General features: G+C 71.1%; 16 protein-coding genes. 10 read left to right on the top strand and 6 right to left on the bottom strand.

Going from position 1 to position 15,365, the window contains the following annotated elements:
* Position 1: 1 nt before the first annotated feature.
* The 3 genes from HDC93_RS03840 to HDC93_RS03830 form a co-directional block, all read right to left on the bottom strand.
* Entirely contained in the window at positions 2–955 is a 954-nt protein-coding gene (locus HDC93_RS03840; RefSeq protein WP_185007184.1) for a carbohydrate-binding protein, read from the bottom strand.
* A gap of 117 nt (positions 956–1,072) precedes the next feature.
* A complete protein-coding gene (gene cdgB / locus HDC93_RS03835) occupies positions 1,073–2,731 on the bottom strand; it encodes a diguanylate cyclase CdgB (RefSeq protein ID WP_185007183.1) in 1,659 nt (552 codons plus the stop codon).
* Between the two features lie 31 nt (positions 2,732–2,762).
* Positions 2,763–3,242, bottom strand: a complete 480-nt coding sequence (locus HDC93_RS03830; RefSeq protein WP_185007181.1) for a hypothetical protein — start codon at positions 3,240–3,242, stop codon at positions 2,763–2,765.
* 90 nt (positions 3,243–3,332) lie between these two features.
* Here HDC93_RS03830 and HDC93_RS03825 point away from each other — a divergent pair, with 90 nt between their 5' ends.
* Both HDC93_RS03825 and HDC93_RS03820 read left to right on the top strand, forming a co-directional pair.
* A complete protein-coding gene (locus HDC93_RS03825) occupies positions 3,333–3,917 on the top strand; it encodes a flavin reductase family protein (RefSeq protein ID WP_185007179.1) in 585 nt (194 codons plus the stop codon).
* Positions 3,918–4,125: 208 nt separating this feature from the next.
* Positions 4,126–4,626: a GNAT family N-acetyltransferase gene (locus HDC93_RS03820; RefSeq protein WP_185007177.1), complete on the top strand. Its 501-nt coding sequence runs from the start codon at positions 4,126–4,128 to the stop codon at positions 4,624–4,626.
* On the opposite strand, the gene arfB is transcribed toward HDC93_RS03820, so the two are convergent.
* Positions 4,623–5,060, bottom strand: coding sequence for an alternative ribosome rescue aminoacyl-tRNA hydrolase ArfB (gene arfB / locus HDC93_RS03815; protein ID WP_185007175.1), 438 nt, complete (start codon positions 5,058–5,060; stop codon positions 4,623–4,625). The genes HDC93_RS03820 and arfB overlap by 4 nt on opposite strands.
* 145 nt (positions 5,061–5,205) lie before the next feature.
* On the opposite strand from arfB, the gene HDC93_RS03810 reads away from it, so the two are divergent.
* Positions 5,206–5,781 (top strand): TerD family protein, encoded by a 576-nt coding sequence (locus HDC93_RS03810; RefSeq protein WP_030829245.1) that lies wholly within the window; start codon positions 5,206–5,208, stop codon positions 5,779–5,781.
* A gap of 277 nt (positions 5,782–6,058) precedes the next feature.
* Here HDC93_RS03810 and HDC93_RS03805 read toward each other — a convergent pair whose 3' ends face one another.
* Positions 6,059–7,504 carry a M1 family metallopeptidase gene (locus HDC93_RS03805; RefSeq protein WP_260419425.1) on the bottom strand — a complete coding sequence of 482 codons (1,446 nt, stop codon included), beginning with the start codon at positions 7,502–7,504 and terminating at the stop codon, positions 6,059–6,061.
* Between the two features lie 7 nt (positions 7,505–7,511).
* Here HDC93_RS03805 and HDC93_RS03800 point away from each other — a divergent pair, with 7 nt between their 5' ends.
* Positions 7,512–8,012: a hypothetical protein gene (locus HDC93_RS03800; protein WP_185007171.1), complete on the top strand. Its 501-nt coding sequence runs from the start codon at positions 7,512–7,514 to the stop codon at positions 8,010–8,012.
* A gap of 65 nt (positions 8,013–8,077) precedes the next feature.
* On the top strand, positions 8,078–8,734 hold the full coding sequence (locus HDC93_RS03795; protein WP_185007169.1) for a hypothetical protein: 657 nt from the start codon (positions 8,078–8,080) through the stop codon (positions 8,732–8,734).
* A 9-nt stretch (positions 8,735–8,743) separates the two neighbouring features.
* Here the strand turns inward: HDC93_RS03795 and HDC93_RS03790 are convergent, their stop codons facing one another.
* Positions 8,744–9,421 (bottom strand): pentapeptide repeat-containing protein, encoded by a 678-nt coding sequence (locus HDC93_RS03790; protein ID WP_185007167.1) that lies wholly within the window; start codon positions 9,419–9,421, stop codon positions 8,744–8,746.
* A gap of 129 nt (positions 9,422–9,550) precedes the next feature.
* On the opposite strand from HDC93_RS03790, the gene HDC93_RS03785 reads away from it, so the two are divergent.
* The 5 genes from HDC93_RS03785 to HDC93_RS03765 all read left to right on the top strand — a co-directional run bounded on the left by HDC93_RS03785 (position 9,551) and on the right by HDC93_RS03765 (position 15,216).
* Positions 9,551–10,711 (top strand): NAD(P)-binding protein, encoded by a 1,161-nt coding sequence (locus HDC93_RS03785; protein WP_185007165.1) that lies wholly within the window; start codon positions 9,551–9,553, stop codon positions 10,709–10,711.
* A 66-nt stretch (positions 10,712–10,777) separates the two neighbouring features.
* Positions 10,778–11,761: a zinc-binding dehydrogenase gene (locus HDC93_RS03780; RefSeq protein WP_185007163.1), complete on the top strand. Its 984-nt coding sequence runs from the start codon at positions 10,778–10,780 to the stop codon at positions 11,759–11,761.
* A gap of 68 nt (positions 11,762–11,829) precedes the next feature.
* Positions 11,830–13,332 (top strand): MFS transporter, encoded by a 1,503-nt coding sequence (locus tag HDC93_RS03775; protein ID WP_185007161.1) that lies wholly within the window; start codon positions 11,830–11,832, stop codon positions 13,330–13,332.
* A gap of 59 nt (positions 13,333–13,391) precedes the next feature.
* A complete protein-coding gene (locus HDC93_RS03770) occupies positions 13,392–14,318 on the top strand; it encodes an aminoglycoside phosphotransferase family protein (protein WP_221516221.1) in 927 nt (308 codons plus the stop codon).
* A 451-nt stretch (positions 14,319–14,769) separates the two neighbouring features.
* Positions 14,770–15,216 (top strand): SRPBCC family protein, encoded by a 447-nt coding sequence (locus tag HDC93_RS03765; protein WP_185007157.1) that lies wholly within the window; start codon positions 14,770–14,772, stop codon positions 15,214–15,216.
* The last annotated feature ends 149 nt before the right edge of the window (positions 15,217–15,365 follow it).

Raw genomic sequence — 15,365 nt, 5'->3', positions numbered from 1 at the left:
GTCAGTCCTTGACCCGGCCCGCCTTCAGCCACAGCTGGTCCAGGAGGACGTTGCACTTGTCGCCGTCCTGGCAGGACAGCGAAATGGTGTTGGTGCCCTTGTTGAGGGTCGGCCAGGCGTAGGTCCTCGTCCAGCCCTTGGCGAAGTCGCCGTCCGAGGTGTGCGTGAAGTTGCCCAGGTTGAGCTTGTCACCGAACGGCTTGCCGTTGACGGTGAGGGTCATCTCCTGGTCCTCGTCCACCGTGCTGTAGCGGGCGAAGACGGTGTAGGCACCGGCCTTCGGGACACCGTTGACGGTCCAGGTGACGGAGGAGCCGACCTGGTTGAGGTTCCCGACGTAGATACCGCCGTCGGACTGGGCGCCCTTGACGTCCTGGGCGAGGGTCGCGGCGCCGCCGAGACGCAGCGCCTTGGCGTCGATCGTGGGCAGCTCCGCCGCGCTCTCCCCGTCCTTGCTCGCCGAAGGGCTCGGCTTCGAGTCCTGGGACTGGGTGGGGTTCGTGCCCACCTCGTCGGACGCGTCGTCCTTGTCCTTGTCGCCGCCCAGCATGGCCACGCCGATGCCGACGACGACCGCGGCGACCACCGCGATCGCGCCGATCAGCAGGCCCTTGTGGTTCGGGCCGCGGCCACCCCGGCCGCCACCGCCACCGGCCGGCATCTGCTGCTGGGCGGTGGTCGCACCGCCGGGCAGCGTCTCCGGGGCGGCGTAGTGCGCGTTCGGCTGTCTGTAGGTGCCCTGCTGCGGGACCTGGCCGTACGGCGCCGTCTGCGCGTTATGCGGCTGCTGGCCGTACTGGCGTGTGCCGACCGCTCGCACCCGGTTGACCGAGTTCGGGTAGCCGTAGCCGCCACCGGACGGCGGCTGGGCTCCGTTGGCCTGCCCGTCGGCGTAGAGATAGCCGAACGGGTCGTCGTCCTCGGGCGTGCTCGCGCCGTTGTTGCCGGGCGTCATCCCTTGGTCTCCTCAGTCAGGTGCGGTGCATGCGGTACTTGGGTGAGTAAGCGAGCCTACCCGCTCCCGGAGACCCAAACGGGTGACTCAGACCGCATCAACTCACTGACCTGGGCTTCACCCGGCGCGTCTGTGTTGTTTGGGACGAGATCGTTTCTCGACGTACATCCGCTCGTCAGCGGATTTCAACACTTCATCCGCGGTCATTCCACAGTGTGCCCATCCGATGCCGAAGCTGGCGCCCACCCGGACGGCCCGCCCCTCGGCGCGGATGGGCTGGATGATCTCGTTGCGGAGCCGGACCGCGAGGTCCTGCGCGTCGGCGCGGCCGAGTCCGTCGGCCAGGATGACGAATTCGTCACCCCCGAGCCGGGCGACCGTGTCACCGTCGCGGACGCCGCCGCTCAGCCGCCGGGCCACCTCGATGAGAACCGCGTCACCCGCGTTGTGCCCGAACCGGTCGTTGATCGACTTGAAGCCGTCGAGGTCGCAGAAGAGCACGGCGAGGCCCTTGGTGCCGTCGTCGTGGTTCCCGTCCGGGGCGACGGTGTGCACATGGTGGTCGTAGGCGTCGTACGGCTCGGCGCCCTGCCGGAAGTCGAAGCCGGGCCCGACCACGTCGAAGGCGGGATGGCCGTAGGCGGCGTCTACGGACTCCACGGCGGCGTGCGGGGATGACGCGCGTTGACAGAGCCGGGCGGACAGGCGGGAGCGCAGCTCCGCGGAGTTCGGCAGGCCGGTGAGCGAGTCGTGCGAGGCGCGGTGGGCGAGCTGGAGCTCGCGGCGCTTGCGCTCCTCGATGTCCTCGACGTGGGTGAGCAGGAAGCGGGGCCCGTCGGCGGCGTCCGCGACGACGCTGTTGCGCAGCGACACCCACACGTACGTGCCGTCGCGGCGGCCCAGGCGGAGCTCCGCGCGCCCGCCCTCCGCCGAGGTGCGCAGCAGGGTGCCTATGTCCTCGGGGTGGACCAGGTCGGAGAAGGAGTAGCGGCGCATCGCGGACGCGGGGCGGCCCAGCAGCCGGCACAGCGCGTCGTTCGTGCGCAGGATCCGGCCGTGCTGGTCACCGCCCATCTCGGCGATGGCCATGCCGGACGGCGCGTACTCGAAGGCCTGCCTGAAGCTTTCCTCGCTGGCCCGCAGCGCCTGCTGCTCGCGCTCCAGCCGGACGAGGGCGCGCTGCATGTTGGCGCGCAGCCGGGCGTTGCTGATCGCGATGGCGGCCTGGAAGGCGTACATCTGGAGCGCCTCGCGGCCCCAGGCGCCGGGCCGGCGGCCGTTGCGCGGCCGGTCCACGGAGAGCACGCCGATCAGCTCGCCGCAGGCCGCGTTGCCCTGCGGGCCGGGCGCGTACATCGGGGCGAAGAGCCGGTCGGCCGGGTGCCACTCGTCCTCGAAGCGGGGGGCGGGGCCGTCGGTGTACCACTGCGGGACGTCGTCGTCGTCGAGGACCCAGCCCTCGGTGTGCGGTATGAACACCAGGTCGCCCCAGTGTTCGCCCATGCCGAGGCGGCGTTCCCAGGACTCGCGCGAGCCGACCCGGCCGGTGATGAGGGCCTCGGCGGCGGGGTTCCCGGCGAAGGCGGCGACGACGAGGTCGCCGTCCGGCCGTACGAGGTTCACGCACGCCAGCTCGTACCCGAGGGCCGCGACGACGCCCTCCGCGACGGTCTGCAGTGTGTCCGCCAGGCTTCGGGCCGTGTTCATGTCGGCCATGACCTGGTGCAGTTGTCGCAGGGACGCAAGACGGACGTAGGGCTCCGACTCGGTCTCCATGCTCGCCCTCCCCCCGAGTACTCGCAGCGATTCAAGGGTTCTCGTCGGCGTATCGCCCTGGCAGCTTCCCCGCCACTGAATCACAGCGCGCTGCCCACTCGGTACACAGGGTCAACAATTCCTGCCCCTTGTGACTCAAGTCACAGGCAAACCTGAACAATTGAGAGGAGTTTCTGCGTTCTTCACGTGCTCTACCGAACGCAAACTTTGTCGGGTTGCGCACATGTATTTCCCTGGCGACCGCCGGGAGACCGTGGATGTCCTTCGCGATGCCCGTGGCGACGCCCGTCGCGATGTCCGTCGCGATGTCCGTCGCGATGTCCGTCGCCATGCCCGTCGCGATGTCCGTCGCGATGTCCGTCGCCATGCCCGTCGCGATGTCCGTCGCCATGCCCGTCGCGATGTCCGTCGCCATGCCCGTCGCGATGTCCGTCGCCATGCCCGTCGCCATGCCCGTCGCGATGTCCGTCGCGATGTCCGTCGCCATGCCCGTCGCGATGTCCGTCGCCATGCCCGGCGCGATGTCCGTCGCGAGTCCTAGGACCGCGATCGGGCGGGAGCCCGATGCGGGGCGCGCGGGACGGAGATTAGCGTCTCGGGTGTGCCGAACACTTCCGCTGCCACGTCCCCGATCATTCCGTCGCCCGCCTCCGGGCATGCTGAGGGGGTGAGCAACGACGAGTTCCGCGCCGCCATGTCCCGGCTGGCCTCGGGTGTGGTCCTGGTGACCGCGCAGGAGCCGCCGCTCGACCCGGACGACGCCACGGCGCCGGGCGGCGAGGACGCGGGCATGACGGCCACGGCCTTCATGTCGGTGTCCCTGGACCCGCCCCTGGTGCTGGTGAGTCTGCGCGAGGGCTCCCGCATGGACGAGCTGCTGGAGGAGCAGGACCTGTGGGCGGTCTCGGTCCTCTCCGAGAGCCAGCGGCACATCGCGGGCCGTTTCGCGATGAAGGGCCGCGTCAGCGACCGGCTGCTGTTCGCGGACATCCCGTACACGCGCGGCGAGTACACCGGCTCCCCGCTGGTCGGCGGCGCCCTGGCCGTCCTGGAGTGCCGCACCGAGCAGCGGGTGGCCGCCGGTGACCACACCCTGGTCATCGGCCGGGTCCTGACCGCCTCCGTCCCCAGCGCGGAGGGCGGCCCGCTGACGTACTTCCGCGGCAGGTACCGGCAGTTGGGCTGAGGAAACCGTTGGCCTGGCGCCGAGCCACCCGCCTAGGAGTGTCCTGAAGATCTTGGAATTGCGCCCGGCTTGCACCGGTTCGGGGCGATTGACATTTACCGGCAATCCGGGGTGATCCCGGCGGCCGGAGCAAGATCTTCATCGGTCTTCTAGGGTGCGGCCACGACCACGCCCGGAGTGCGCCCATGACGACGAACGGCCCGCGCCCATGACGACGACCGGCCCGCGCCTCGAAGAGATCACCCCCGCGAATCTCGACGCCGCCCTCGGCATCCACGTCCGCCCCGGCCAGGAACACGCGGTCGCCCCGGTCGTGAAGTCGCTCGCCGAGGCCTACGTCCGTCCCGGCGTCGCCTGGCCCCGCCTGATCGTCGACGGCGACCGCCCGGTCGGCTTCCTCATGGCATTTCTCGACATCGACTGGTTCGAGGACGGCGGCGTCCGCCGCTCGGGCCTGTGGCGGCTGAGCATCGCGGCCGAGGAGCAGGGCAAGGGGTACGGCCGCTTCGCCGTCGGGGCGGTGGCGGCCGAACTGCGCCGGCGCGGCGGCAAGGAGCTCTACGTCACCTGGCACCCGGGGCCGGACGCCCCGGAGCGGTTCTACCTGGGCCTGGGCTTCCGCCCGAACGGGGAGACCAGCGGAGACGAGACCGTAGGCGTGCCGGAGCTGGACCAGCGACGCCTCGGAGAGCCGTCAGCAGGCCCCTAGCCCCAGTTCCGCGGGGAGCGCCCCTGCTTCGTCTCCGAGCGCTGCTTCTTCTCCCGCAGGCGGCGCTCGTTGATGCCCCGGGGAATCCGGGTCGGCTTGCGGGGCTTGGGCGGGGGCGCGGTGGCCTCGGCCAGCAGCGCGGTGAGACGGACGGCGGCGGCCTCGCGGTTGCGCCACTGGGAGCGGTGCTCGGAGGACCGCACGGTGACGACCCCGTCGACCAGACGCCCGGCGAGCCGCTCCAGGGCCCGCTGCTTCCACACCGCGGGCAGTGCCTCGGTCTTCGCCAGGTCGAAGCTCAGCTCGACCTTCGAGTCGCTGGTGTTGACGTGCTGCCCGCCCGGCCCCGACGACCGCGAGAAACGCCACATGAGCTCGGCCTCGGGCAGGGAGACGGAGCCTCGGATGACGTGGGAACCGGACATGCCGTCCATGTTCCCGCTTCTGTCCCGTCCACGTCACCCGAATAACCGCGAGTAAAGAAAGTAAAGGAGTTGGAACCTCGCGTACCCCATCCACGTTCATGGGGGTAGCTGTAGCTTCTTTGCCGTACGTAAACGAGGGAAGGGACTCCCAACAATGGCTGTAAGCCTGTCCAAGGGTGGCAACGTCTCGCTCACCAAGGAGGCTCCGGGCCTGACCGCCGTCACCGTGGGCCTCGGCTGGGACGTCCGCACCACCACCGGCACGGACTTCGACCTCGACGCCTCCGCGATCGCGGTCAACACGCAGGGCAAGGTCTACTCGGACGCCCACTTCGTCTTCTTCAACAACAAGCAGACGCCGGACAACACGATCGTCCACACCGGCGACAACCGCACGGGCGAGGGCGCCGGCGACGACGAGGCGATCAACGTCAACCTCGCCGCCCTCCCGGCCGACATCGACAAGATCGTCTTCCCGGTCTCGATCTACGACGCGGAGAACCGCTCGCAGAACTTCGGCCAGGTACGCAACGCCTACATCCGCATCGTCAACCAGGCCGGCGGCGCGGAGATCGCCCGCTACGACCTGTCGGAGGACGCGGCGACGGAGACGGCCATGGTCTTCGGCGAGCTCTACCGCAACGGCGCGGAGTGGAAGTTCCGCGCGGTCGGCCAGGGCTACGCCTCGGGCCTGGTCGGCATCGCCCAGGACTTCGGCGTCAACGTCTGACGAACGCCTGAGCGTTTCACGGGAAGCCCCCCGGACCGGACGACCGGCCCGGGGGGCTTCGCCTCAGGGGGCGCGGGGAACTACGCGACAAGCCACATTCCACCCGCACCGGACAAAACCCCGAGCCCCTACGGCGCATCGAAGCCCCTGGCCGACAACCCGAAGGCCCTGGCCTTCGGGACCGCCCTCGGCTACGAGGTCGTCGACCATCGTGAGGACGAGCAGATGGGGCGCCCCTGCGCGGTCCTGCGCAAGGAACTGACCGGGCCGTGAGGCCTCAGGGCTGCTCCGGCTTCCCCTCCCCGTACAGCCAGTCGGCCCAGATCCCCTCCAGGTCCGCCCCGGGCGCCCGCTTCTCCACGTAGGCCGTGAAGTCGGCGGTGTCGGCGTTGCCGTGCCGGTACCTGGCCGCCCACCCCCGCAGGATCGAGAAGAACCGTTCGTCCCCTACGGCCTGCCGCACCTTCTGCAGCACCATGGCCCCCCGCCAGTACACAGGCGGGTCCGAGATCTGCGCGGCGCTCGGCGGGTCCGCCGGCGGGAACTCCCAGATCTCCTCCCCGGCCTCCTCCGTGTCGAAGTGGGCCCCGGAGTACACCGCGTCGAACGTCTGCTGCGCGCTGTCCCCGCCGTGGTCCTCCTCCCACAGCCACTCCGCGTAGGTCGCGAACCCCTCGTTGAGCCACATGTCCCGCCAGCTCTCGGGCGTGACGGAGTCGCCGTACCACTGGTGGGCGAGCTCATGGACGAGCAGCGTGATGTCGGGGGCGCCGGGGAAGACCGGCCGGGTCTGGGTCTCCAGGGCGTAGCCGACGGAGGCCGCGCTGTCGACGATCGCACCGGTGGAGGAGAAGGGGTACGGCCCGAACCTCCGCTCCGACCACCGCAGCACCTCCGGGATCCGCCCGAGCACCGGCCGGCTCGCCGCCGCCTCGGCCGGGTCGACGGCCGTGTACAGGGGCAGGTCCCCGGCTCTGGAGCGGCTGATGCCGAAGCGGCCGATCGCGAGGGTGGCGAGGTAGCTCGCCATCGGTTCCCCGCTGTGCCACACGAACGTCGTACGGCCCCGCGCGGTCCGCTCGCTGCGCAACTCCCCGTTGGAAACGGCCTGCAGCCCCTTGGGCACGGTCACCGCGAGGTCGTAGGCCGCCTTGTCGGAGGGGTGGTGGTTGCCGGGGAACCACGCCATCGACCCCGTCGGCTCGCCGAGCGCGAGCACCCCGTCCGTGGTGCGCAGCCAGCCCTCCTGGGAGCCGTCCGGGTCGGTGACGGTCTCGGGCGTTCCGGAGTAGCGGACGGTCACGCGGAACGTCTCGTCCCGGTCGAGGTCGCCGTGCGGCCGGACGGTGAGCTCCTGCCCGGCGCGGTTCCAGCGGGCCGCCTCGCCGCCGACGGTGATCTGCTCGACCTCCATGCCGAGCAGGTCGAGGTTGAAGGCGGAGAGGTCCTTCTCCGCGCGGGCGGTGAGGGTGGCCGTGCCGGTGAGGTGGCGGGCGCCGGGGTCGTAGGCGAGGTGCAGGCCGTAGTGGGTGACGTCGTAGCCGCCGTTGCCGGCCTTCGGGAAGTAGGGGTCGCGGACGCCGGAGCCGCCCGGGGTGCCGTGCACGCCGCCGCCGCACGCGCTGAGGACGAGCGCGCAGGCCAGCAGGGAGGCGGCGGGCAACGCGGGGACAAGACGTACAGATCGGGCCACGCTCGTGATCCTACGATCGCGTGACACCATCACCTCCGTGCTCGACATCGGCTACGCCCTCTCCAACCGCTTCCCCGACCCGCCGCAGACGGACTACCGCCGCGCGGACGTCCGGGCGCTGCGGCACGACCTGTTCTGCGGTGACGTCTACCTGGCGGACACCAAGACGGATCACGAGGTGTCCACAGCCTGGGGATGGGTGCCGGTGCTCGACTTCGCGTGGGCGCTGTGCGACATCGTGGAGCGTATCGACCGGGATCCGGCGGGGTCGCGGGCGTCCCGGCCGCAGCGGGCGGAACTGGACTTCACCGAGTCGACGGACCGGATGCTGTTCGAGCGCCGCTTCGGCTGGGTGGACATCGAGGCGGACTGGATGCGCGCGGAGGAGCCCGCGCTCACCGTCTCCCACAGCGAACTGCGCCGCGAGTCACGGGACTTCCTGCACGACCTGATCGCCGACCTCACCGACCTCCACGACGACCTCGCGGAGAACCCGGCGATCTGGACCCTCCAGGCCCGCTTTCCCAGACTCCCCTGACCGGCCCCGGCGACCCGCGATGACACCATCACCTGTGATCGGTACCTGACACGGGGAGAAGGACCATGACGCAGGGGCGCGTGGCCTACGGGATGAACTACAAGGTCAGTCCACCGGCCGTCGTCAGCGGTGAAGGACCGGGTCAGGGCACGTCCGTCCGGCTCTTCCGTGACCCCGACGGTCCCGTTTCGGACCGGCTCCCTTCGCTGCGGGCCTTCCGTCTGCGCGCCGAGGACTGGACGCCGCTCGCCCGCGTGGTCACCGAGCGGGCTCTTAGCTCACGGCTGAGTGGGCGCCCAGCGGTGTACCAGGTGCTGGATCACCACGGTGCGCCCCTCGGGCGGATCACTCTGCGGCGCCGCCGTGCCTTCCGCTGGGGTCGCAAGCGCTGGACGGTGGAACCGGTCGCCGGCCCCGTGCTGCGGGGGCACGAGGGCCTTCTGGTGTCGTGGTTGCTGTGGTGGCCGTTGGGGTTGCCGGTCTATCCGCTGTTCCTGGTCCTGGCACTCATGGCGGAGATCGACGACGGATTCCGCCCGCCGCGACGCATCATCTGGCGCGACACCTCACGCCGTGTCCACGTCGTCTTCCGCGCGGTGGCCGAGGACTACCAGGTGCTGACACAGGACCTGGATCCGCGCCTGGTCAACGCCCTCATCGGGCTGCACCAGTCCTCCGACTGCCCGGAGCAGGCGGGATCGGAGGGCTGGTACGGAAGGTGAGGGACGCCGTCAGCCCTCCACCCTGATCCCCCACTGCGCGGCCAGCACCGGTGCCAGGTCCAGCAGTTGCGCCGTGCTGATCACCGCCCCCGACAGCCGGTCCAGCCCGCGGGTGATCTCCAGGGACGCGGCGCCGCGCAGGTCGACGTCCGTGAGGGTCGCCGCGTGCAGGTCGGCGCCCTTCAAGGCGCAGTCGACGAACTCCACGCGCTCCAGGCGGGCGCCGCCGAAGTCCGGCTCGACCAGGACGCAGCCCTCGAAGACGACGTCCCTGAGCCGGGCCGTGCGCAGGTTCAGATAGTCGATCTTGCCGCCGCGGATCAGCACCCGCTCCAGCACCGCCCCGTGCAACTGCGGCCCGCCGAGCCGGGCGTCGGTCAGCTCCACGTCGCGCAGGGTCGCCTCGGCGAGGTCGGTCCCGACGCCGCGGACGCCGGTGAGGGTGGAGTCCAGAACGCGGGCGTGCCGCAGCCGGGTCTCGTCCAGCGCACAGCCCGTCAGGGCGCAGTCCATGAAACGGGCGCCCGACCCGTCCTGCCCGGAGAAGCCGGCCTCCCGGAAGTCCAGCCCGTCGTAGTCCCCATCCGGCTCCAGCCCGCCGCCCTCGTACGGCTCCAGCTCCGGAAGCCGCACCTCCGGTCGCCGCGCGCCCTTCACACCCGTACCGCCCGCCGCTCTCCTCGCCATGCCCCCATGCTGCACCCCGCCACTGACAACCGGCCCTGACCTGCACGGCCACCTCAGATGTCACATTCCGGGGCCGTCATCGGGTCGTACTCACAGAAGGCGACCCCGACCCGAGGGAGATCCCCAGCCATGCACCGCATCACCGTCATCGGCGGCGGCCTCGCCGGACTGACCGCGGCCATCACCGCCGCCGAGGCGGGCGCCAAGGTCACCATCCACGAAGCCCATCACACCCTGGGCGGCCGGGCGCGCACCGCCGACGGCCCCTACCGCACCAACGAGGGCCCGCACGCCCTCTACAACGGCGGCCCGCACTGGGCCTGGCTCAAGCAGCGCGACCTCATCGGCCCGCTCGCCCCGCTCCCGCCCCTGGAGGCCGCCCGGCTCCGGCTGCGGCACCAGGGCGTGCTGCGCCGCACCCCACCCTTCGCGATGTTGAAGCTGCTACGCCGGACGGGCCGTCAGGCGCCCGTGGACGCCGACTTTTTGACCTGGGCGACGGACGTCGCGGGCGAGGAAGGGGCCCGGGCCGCCGCCCACTACTCGGCGGTCGCCCTGTTCCATCACGACCCCGGGTCGCTGTCGGCCGCGTTCGTGCAGGAGCGGCTGCGCCGCGCCACCAAGCTGCCACCCGAGGCGCACTACCCGCGCGGCGGCTGGGTGAGCCTCGTCGACCGGATGGCCGCCCGTGCCTGGAACCTGGGCGTCCGGATGGAGACGCTGTCCCGTGCCGACACACTCCCCGCGGACACGCCCGTCGTCGTCGCCACCTCCCTGGACGCCGCCCGCCGCCTGCTCGGCGACGACTCCCTGACCTGGCCGAGCGGCCGTACCGCCCTCGTCGACCTGGCCGTACGCACCCGGCGCGGGGACGCCTTCGTCGTATCCGACCTGGACGCGCCCGGCTGGCTGGAGCGGTTCACCGCCCAGGACCGCAGCCTCGCCCCGGCCGGCGAGCAGTTGATCCAGGGTCAGATCCCCCTCGCCCCGCACGAGTCCAAGGCCGACGGCACCGCCCGTGCCGAGCAGTTGCTCGACCTGGGCTTCCCCGGCTGGCGCGAGCGCGTGACCTGGCGGCGCGAGTCGGTGGCGAGCGGCCGTACGGGCGCGGTCGATCCGCCCGGCACCAGCTGGCGCGACCGGCCGGCCGTGGACCGGGGCGACGGGGTCTACCTCGCCGGCGACCAGGTCGCGGCCCCCGGCGTGTTGTCGGAGGTGTCGTTCAACAGCGCCCTGACGGCGGTCTCGCTGGCCCTCGGACGGCGCGAGCTTGACCTCAAGCAAGCTTGAGGTTGAAAGCTGTTCGCATCGCACGCCCGACCGGAAGACACCGAACGCCCGACCAGAGGAGTCGCCATGCACGCCATCCGGCTGCACGTCTTCGGCCCGCCCGAGAACCTCACCCACGAGCAGGTCGAGGACCCCCGGCCGGGCCCCGGCCAGGTCCGCATCGCCGTACGGGCGGCGGGGGTCCACCTCCTCGACGCCGCCCTGCGCGAGGGCATGCGGGGCGGCCCGGCGGCCGAGCCGACGCCGCTGCCCACCATCCCCGGCCGCGAGGTCGCCGGGGTGGTCGAGTCCCTGGGCGAGGGCGTCACCGGCGACTGGCTCGGCAAGCGGGTCGTCGCCCACCTCGGCTTCGTCCCCGGCGGATACGCCGAACTGGCCGTCACCGAGGTGGAGCGCCTGCACGAGATCCCCGGCAACCTGGACTTCGCCGAGGCCGTCGCCATGATCGGCACGGGCCGTACGGCGATGGGCATCCTCCAGTTCGCCGAGCTCGGCCCGGACTCGGTGGTGATCGTCCCGGCCGCCGCCGGAGGCATCGGCACCCTTCTCGTGCAGTACGCCAAGAACGCCGGCGCGACCGTCGTGGGCCTCGCGGGCGGGCCGGAGAAGACCGCGCGCGTCGAGGCGGGCGGCGCCGATCTCGCCGTCGACTACAAGGACCCCGCCTGGCCCGCGAAGGTGCGTGCGCATCTCGGAGGCCGGGCCGCGACCGTCGTCTTCGACGGCGTCGGCGGCGACATCGCCCGCGAGGCCGTCGGCCTCCTCGGCCCCGGCGGCAGGCACATCGTCTTCGGCTGGTCCGGCGAGGGCATCCGGGACGGCGAGCCCTACCTCGTCGACGGCGTCTCCGAGCAGGTCCTCGGCCCGGTGATGCTGGGGAAGGCCGGCGGTCCCGAACCCGTCCGCACCCTCGAACTGCGCGCCCTCGCCGAGGCCGCCGCCGGCCGGCTCACCCCGGCCGTACAGCGCTTCCCGCTCGCCGAGGCCGCGGCCGCGCACCGCGCGCTGGAGACCCGCGGCACGGTCGGAAAGGTGGTTCTGGAGCCATGACCCGACGCCCCGCCAGCGGCGACGAATCCGCGGATGCAGGCCGCCCGGATCCATGGTCTTCTGACGAGATGAGTGTCACCCGGACAGGCGAACAGGGCCCTGCTGTGGACACCGACCCACGCCGCTGGTGGGGCCTGGTCGTCATCGCCCTGGCCCAGCTCATGGTCGTGCTCGACGCGACCATCGTGAACATCGCCCTCCCCTCCGCCCAGCGCGACCTCGGCATGTCCGACGGCAACCGTCAGTGGGTGATCACCGCCTACACCCTCGCCTTCGGCGGACTGCTCCTGCTGGGCGGCCGGATCGCCGACCTGGTGGGCCGCAAACGGACCTTCGTCATCGGGCTGGTCGGCTTCGCCGCCGCCTCCGCGCTCGGCGGCGCCGCCACCAACGCCGGGATGCTCTTCGGCGCCCGCGCGCTCCAGGGCGCCTTCGCCGCCGTCCTGGCCCCCTCCGCGCTGTCCCTGCTGACCACGACGTTCACCGACCCCAAGGAGCGCGGCAAGGCCTTCGGCATCTACGGCGCCCTGGCCGGCAGCGGCGCCGCGATCGGCTTCATGGTCGGCGGACTGCTCACCGAGTACCTGGACTGGCGCTGGTGCCTCTACGTCAACGTGCCCATCGCGATCGTCGCCGTGCTCGGCGCCCTCGCCCTGCTCCACGACCGCCCCGGCCACGCCGGTGCCCGCCTCGACGTCCCCGGCGTCGTGCTCGGCTGCGGCGGCCTCGTCGCGATCGTCTACGGCTTCAGCGAGGCCGAGTCCCGGGGCTGGAGCGACCCGATGGTGCTGTCGCTGTTCGCCGCCGGGATCGTGCTGCTCGCGGTGTTCGTGTGGTGGCAGTCCCGGGCGCCCAGCCCGCTGCTGCCGCTGCACATCATCCGCGACCGCAACCGCGCCGGCTGCTTCCTGACCATGGCGCTGGCCGTGATCGGCATGTTCGGCCTGTTCCTGTTCATGACGTACTACCTCCAGGCCGTCCTCGCGTACTCCCCCGTCAAGACGGGCCTGGCCTTCCTGCCCCTCACGGCCGCGATCATCGTCGGCTCGACCCAGATCTCCGCCCGGCTCCTGCAGCGCGTGCCGCCCCGCATGCTGATGGTCCCCGGCATGGTCCTGGCCGCGACCGGCATGGTGCTCCTCACCCAGATCACGACGCACTCCTCCTACGCCTCCGAGATCCTGCCCGCGCTGCTGCTGCTCGGCCTCGGCATGGGCCTGACGTTCATGCCGGTCTTCGCCACCGCCACCGCGGGCGTCGCCCCGCAGGACTCGGGCGTGACCTCCGCGACGGTCAACACCTCGCAGCAGGTCGGCGGCTCCATCGGCACGGCCCTCCTCAACACCATCGCGACGACCAGCACCGCCACGTACGTCACCACGCACCTCACCGACCCGTCCGACCGCACCCGGGTGATGCGGGAGGGCGTCGTCCACGGCTACACCGTCGCCATCTGGTGGGCCGCCGGCATCATGCTGCTGGCCGGGCTCATCGCGGGCCTGATGGTGACGAAGAAGGCCCCGAAGCACGGCACCCCGACGGCCACGCCGATGCCGGAACCGGCGGCTTGAGGGGCGGGGAGGCGCGGAGTCGGGGAATCGGGGAGGCGGGGAGGCGGGGCGAAACTCGAATGCCCCACCCCGCGCGCCCCACTACCGTTCCGGGAGTGATCGACATTCCCCGGGAACTAGCGGAATCACAGGCGAAGTTCAACGGCGAGGCGGGCCGCGCCTTCATCGCCGGGCTGCCGGAGCGGACGGCCCGCTTCCTCGACCACTGGGACCTGAAGCCCGACGGCCCCCCGATGCACGGCGTCTCCGCCCTGGTCGTCCCGGTCGTCCGGACCGCCGACGGCACCCCGGCGGTCCTCAAGCTCCAGATCCTCGACGAGGAGAGCGAGGGCGAACCGGTCGCGCTGCGCGTCTGGAACGGCGACGGAGCCGTCCGCCTCCTCGACCTCGACGAGCCCACCGGCACCATGCTGCTGGAGCGCCTCGACGAGACCCGCATGCTGTCCCACCTGCCGGACCCCCGCCAGGCCGTGGTCACCATCGCCGAGCTTCTGGCCCACCTCACGTCCTTCCCGGCCCCGCCCGGCATGCGCCGCATCGGCGACATCGCGCAGGGCATGCTCGACCGGACCCCCTGGGCCCTCGACCGCATCCCCGACCCCGCGGCCCGCCGCCTGGTCGCCGACTGCGCGGCCGCCGTACGCGAGGTCGTGGACGACCCGGGCGACCGCCTCCTCCACTGGGACCTCCACGACGAGAACGTCCTGGCCGGCCCCCGCGCCCCCTGGCTGGCGATCGACCCCAAGCCCCTGGCCGGCGACCCCGGCTTCGAACTGTGGCCGGCCCTCGACAACCGCTACGACCCCGACGACATCCTCTGGCGCTTCGACGCCATGACCGACATCCTCGCCCTGGACCGCCCCCGAGCCCACGCCTGGACCCTGGGCCGCCTCCTCCAGAACACCCTGTGGGACATCGAGGACGCCCGCCCCGTCGACGACGCCCAATTGGAAATCGCCCGACGACTCCGCGGCCACGTGCACTGAACGGCATAACCCCAGGTCGGACCACATCCGACCTGGGGTTTCACAGAGCCCCCTGTCGGATTCGAACCGACGACCTACGCATTACAAGGGCTCGCGGGGTCGTGGCGGCTGGTGCCGCATCATCACATTGGATCCCGTTTCCCCTGATCAGCGGCTTGCGGGCTCGCCGGTGCCTGCTGCTGAATCCGCAGGCTGCCGCACTGTCCGCTCACGCATCGCTCACGCATCGCGCGTTGGGTGACCAGCGGTTTCCCCGAGGACTGCAGTCGCCAAGGCGCCAGAGCCTCACCGCGCGTGAGCCAGCCGTCTCGATGGCCAATCCCCGACGCCAAGCTTGGAGGCGCCCCTGTGCCTGCACTATCCCAGGCCGCCGGAGTAGAGCTTGATCGGTTGCGGATGCCGCTACGACCTCGCAACACGATCATGGCGAGACACCATCTAGCTTTGCCAGGTGCCGTCCCTCGCTGTTACTGCCACCTCGTACTCATCGGCGCCTTCCGCTCTCGTCTACGCAGCACTCCTGGATGCAGAATCCTGGCCGTCGTGGACGTCCTACTACGAGGTCCAGTGGGAGTTGCCCGCGGGGGTCGAGCGACCGGCACGCATAGATGACCTCCGCACCATCCGTTCCCGCCTTGGGCGGGTGTGCTGCCGTGAGCGAATTGTCGAGTTGGTTCCCAACCAGCGGCTCAGCTACGAACAGGACGCCGGGCTGTTCGCGTCTCATCGGGGGTCTGTGGACCTGGATCGAGCACCCCACGGCGGCACCAACATCACCTGGTCAGCAACCTACCGGCACGCACTCCCGCTTCTGGGCATGCTCAGAAGACAGCGCCTTCAGGTTTTGGTCCACGATCTCGCGTCATATACCAACTCAATCGTAAGCCGGCACTCCTAGAAGCTGTGCCAGGTTCATGATGCTCCCATCGGATGGCAAAACGTTTGAACTAGTGGAGCAGGGCGAAGGTCCGCTCAAGGACGTAGCGGAGCAACGGAGTTCCCTTCCCGTCGCAGATCAGGTGGTGTTTGCTGCCCGTCTTCCGGCGG

The sequence above is a fragment of the Streptomyces sp. AK010 genome (assembly GCF_014207295.1).
GTDB lineage: Bacteria > Actinomycetota > Actinomycetes > Streptomycetales > Streptomycetaceae > Streptomyces > Streptomyces massasporeus.
The sequence above is the reverse complement of the archived record's forward strand: the minus strand, read 5'-3'. Positions and strand labels throughout refer to the sequence as shown.

Bases quoted from the DNA above. Each gene is read 5' to 3' on its own strand.
- HDC93_RS03840 (WP_185007184.1), bottom strand. From the start codon at position 955: ATGACGCCCGGCAACAACGGCGCGAGCACGCCCGAGGACGACGACCCG.
- cdgB (WP_185007183.1), bottom strand. From the start codon at position 2,731: ATGGAGACCGAGTCGGAGCCCTACGTCCGTCTTGCGTCCCTGCGACAA.
- HDC93_RS03830 (WP_185007181.1), bottom strand. From the start codon at position 3,242: ATGGCGACGGACATCGCGACGGGCATGGCGACGGACATCGCGACGGAC.
- HDC93_RS03820 (WP_185007177.1), top strand. From the start codon at position 4,126: ATGACGACGACCGGCCCGCGCCTCGAAGAGATCACCCCCGCGAATCTC.
- arfB (WP_185007175.1), bottom strand. From the start codon at position 5,060: ATGGACGGCATGTCCGGTTCCCACGTCATCCGAGGCTCCGTCTCCCTG.
- HDC93_RS03810 (WP_030829245.1), top strand. From the start codon at position 5,206: ATGGCTGTAAGCCTGTCCAAGGGTGGCAACGTCTCGCTCACCAAGGAG.
- HDC93_RS03805 (WP_260419425.1), bottom strand. From the start codon at position 7,504: ATGGTGTCACGCGATCGTAGGATCACGAGCGTGGCCCGATCTGTACGT.
- HDC93_RS03795 (WP_185007169.1), top strand. From the start codon at position 8,078: ATGACGCAGGGGCGCGTGGCCTACGGGATGAACTACAAGGTCAGTCCA.
- HDC93_RS03790 (WP_185007167.1), bottom strand. From the start codon at position 9,421: ATGGCGAGGAGAGCGGCGGGCGGTACGGGTGTGAAGGGCGCGCGGCGA.
- HDC93_RS03785 (WP_185007165.1), top strand. From the start codon at position 9,551: ATGCACCGCATCACCGTCATCGGCGGCGGCCTCGCCGGACTGACCGCG.
- HDC93_RS03780 (WP_185007163.1), top strand. From the start codon at position 10,778: ATGCACGCCATCCGGCTGCACGTCTTCGGCCCGCCCGAGAACCTCACC.
- HDC93_RS03775 (WP_185007161.1), top strand. From the start codon at position 11,830: ATGAGTGTCACCCGGACAGGCGAACAGGGCCCTGCTGTGGACACCGAC.
- HDC93_RS03770 (WP_221516221.1), top strand. From the start codon at position 13,392: ATGCCCCACCCCGCGCGCCCCACTACCGTTCCGGGAGTGATCGACATT.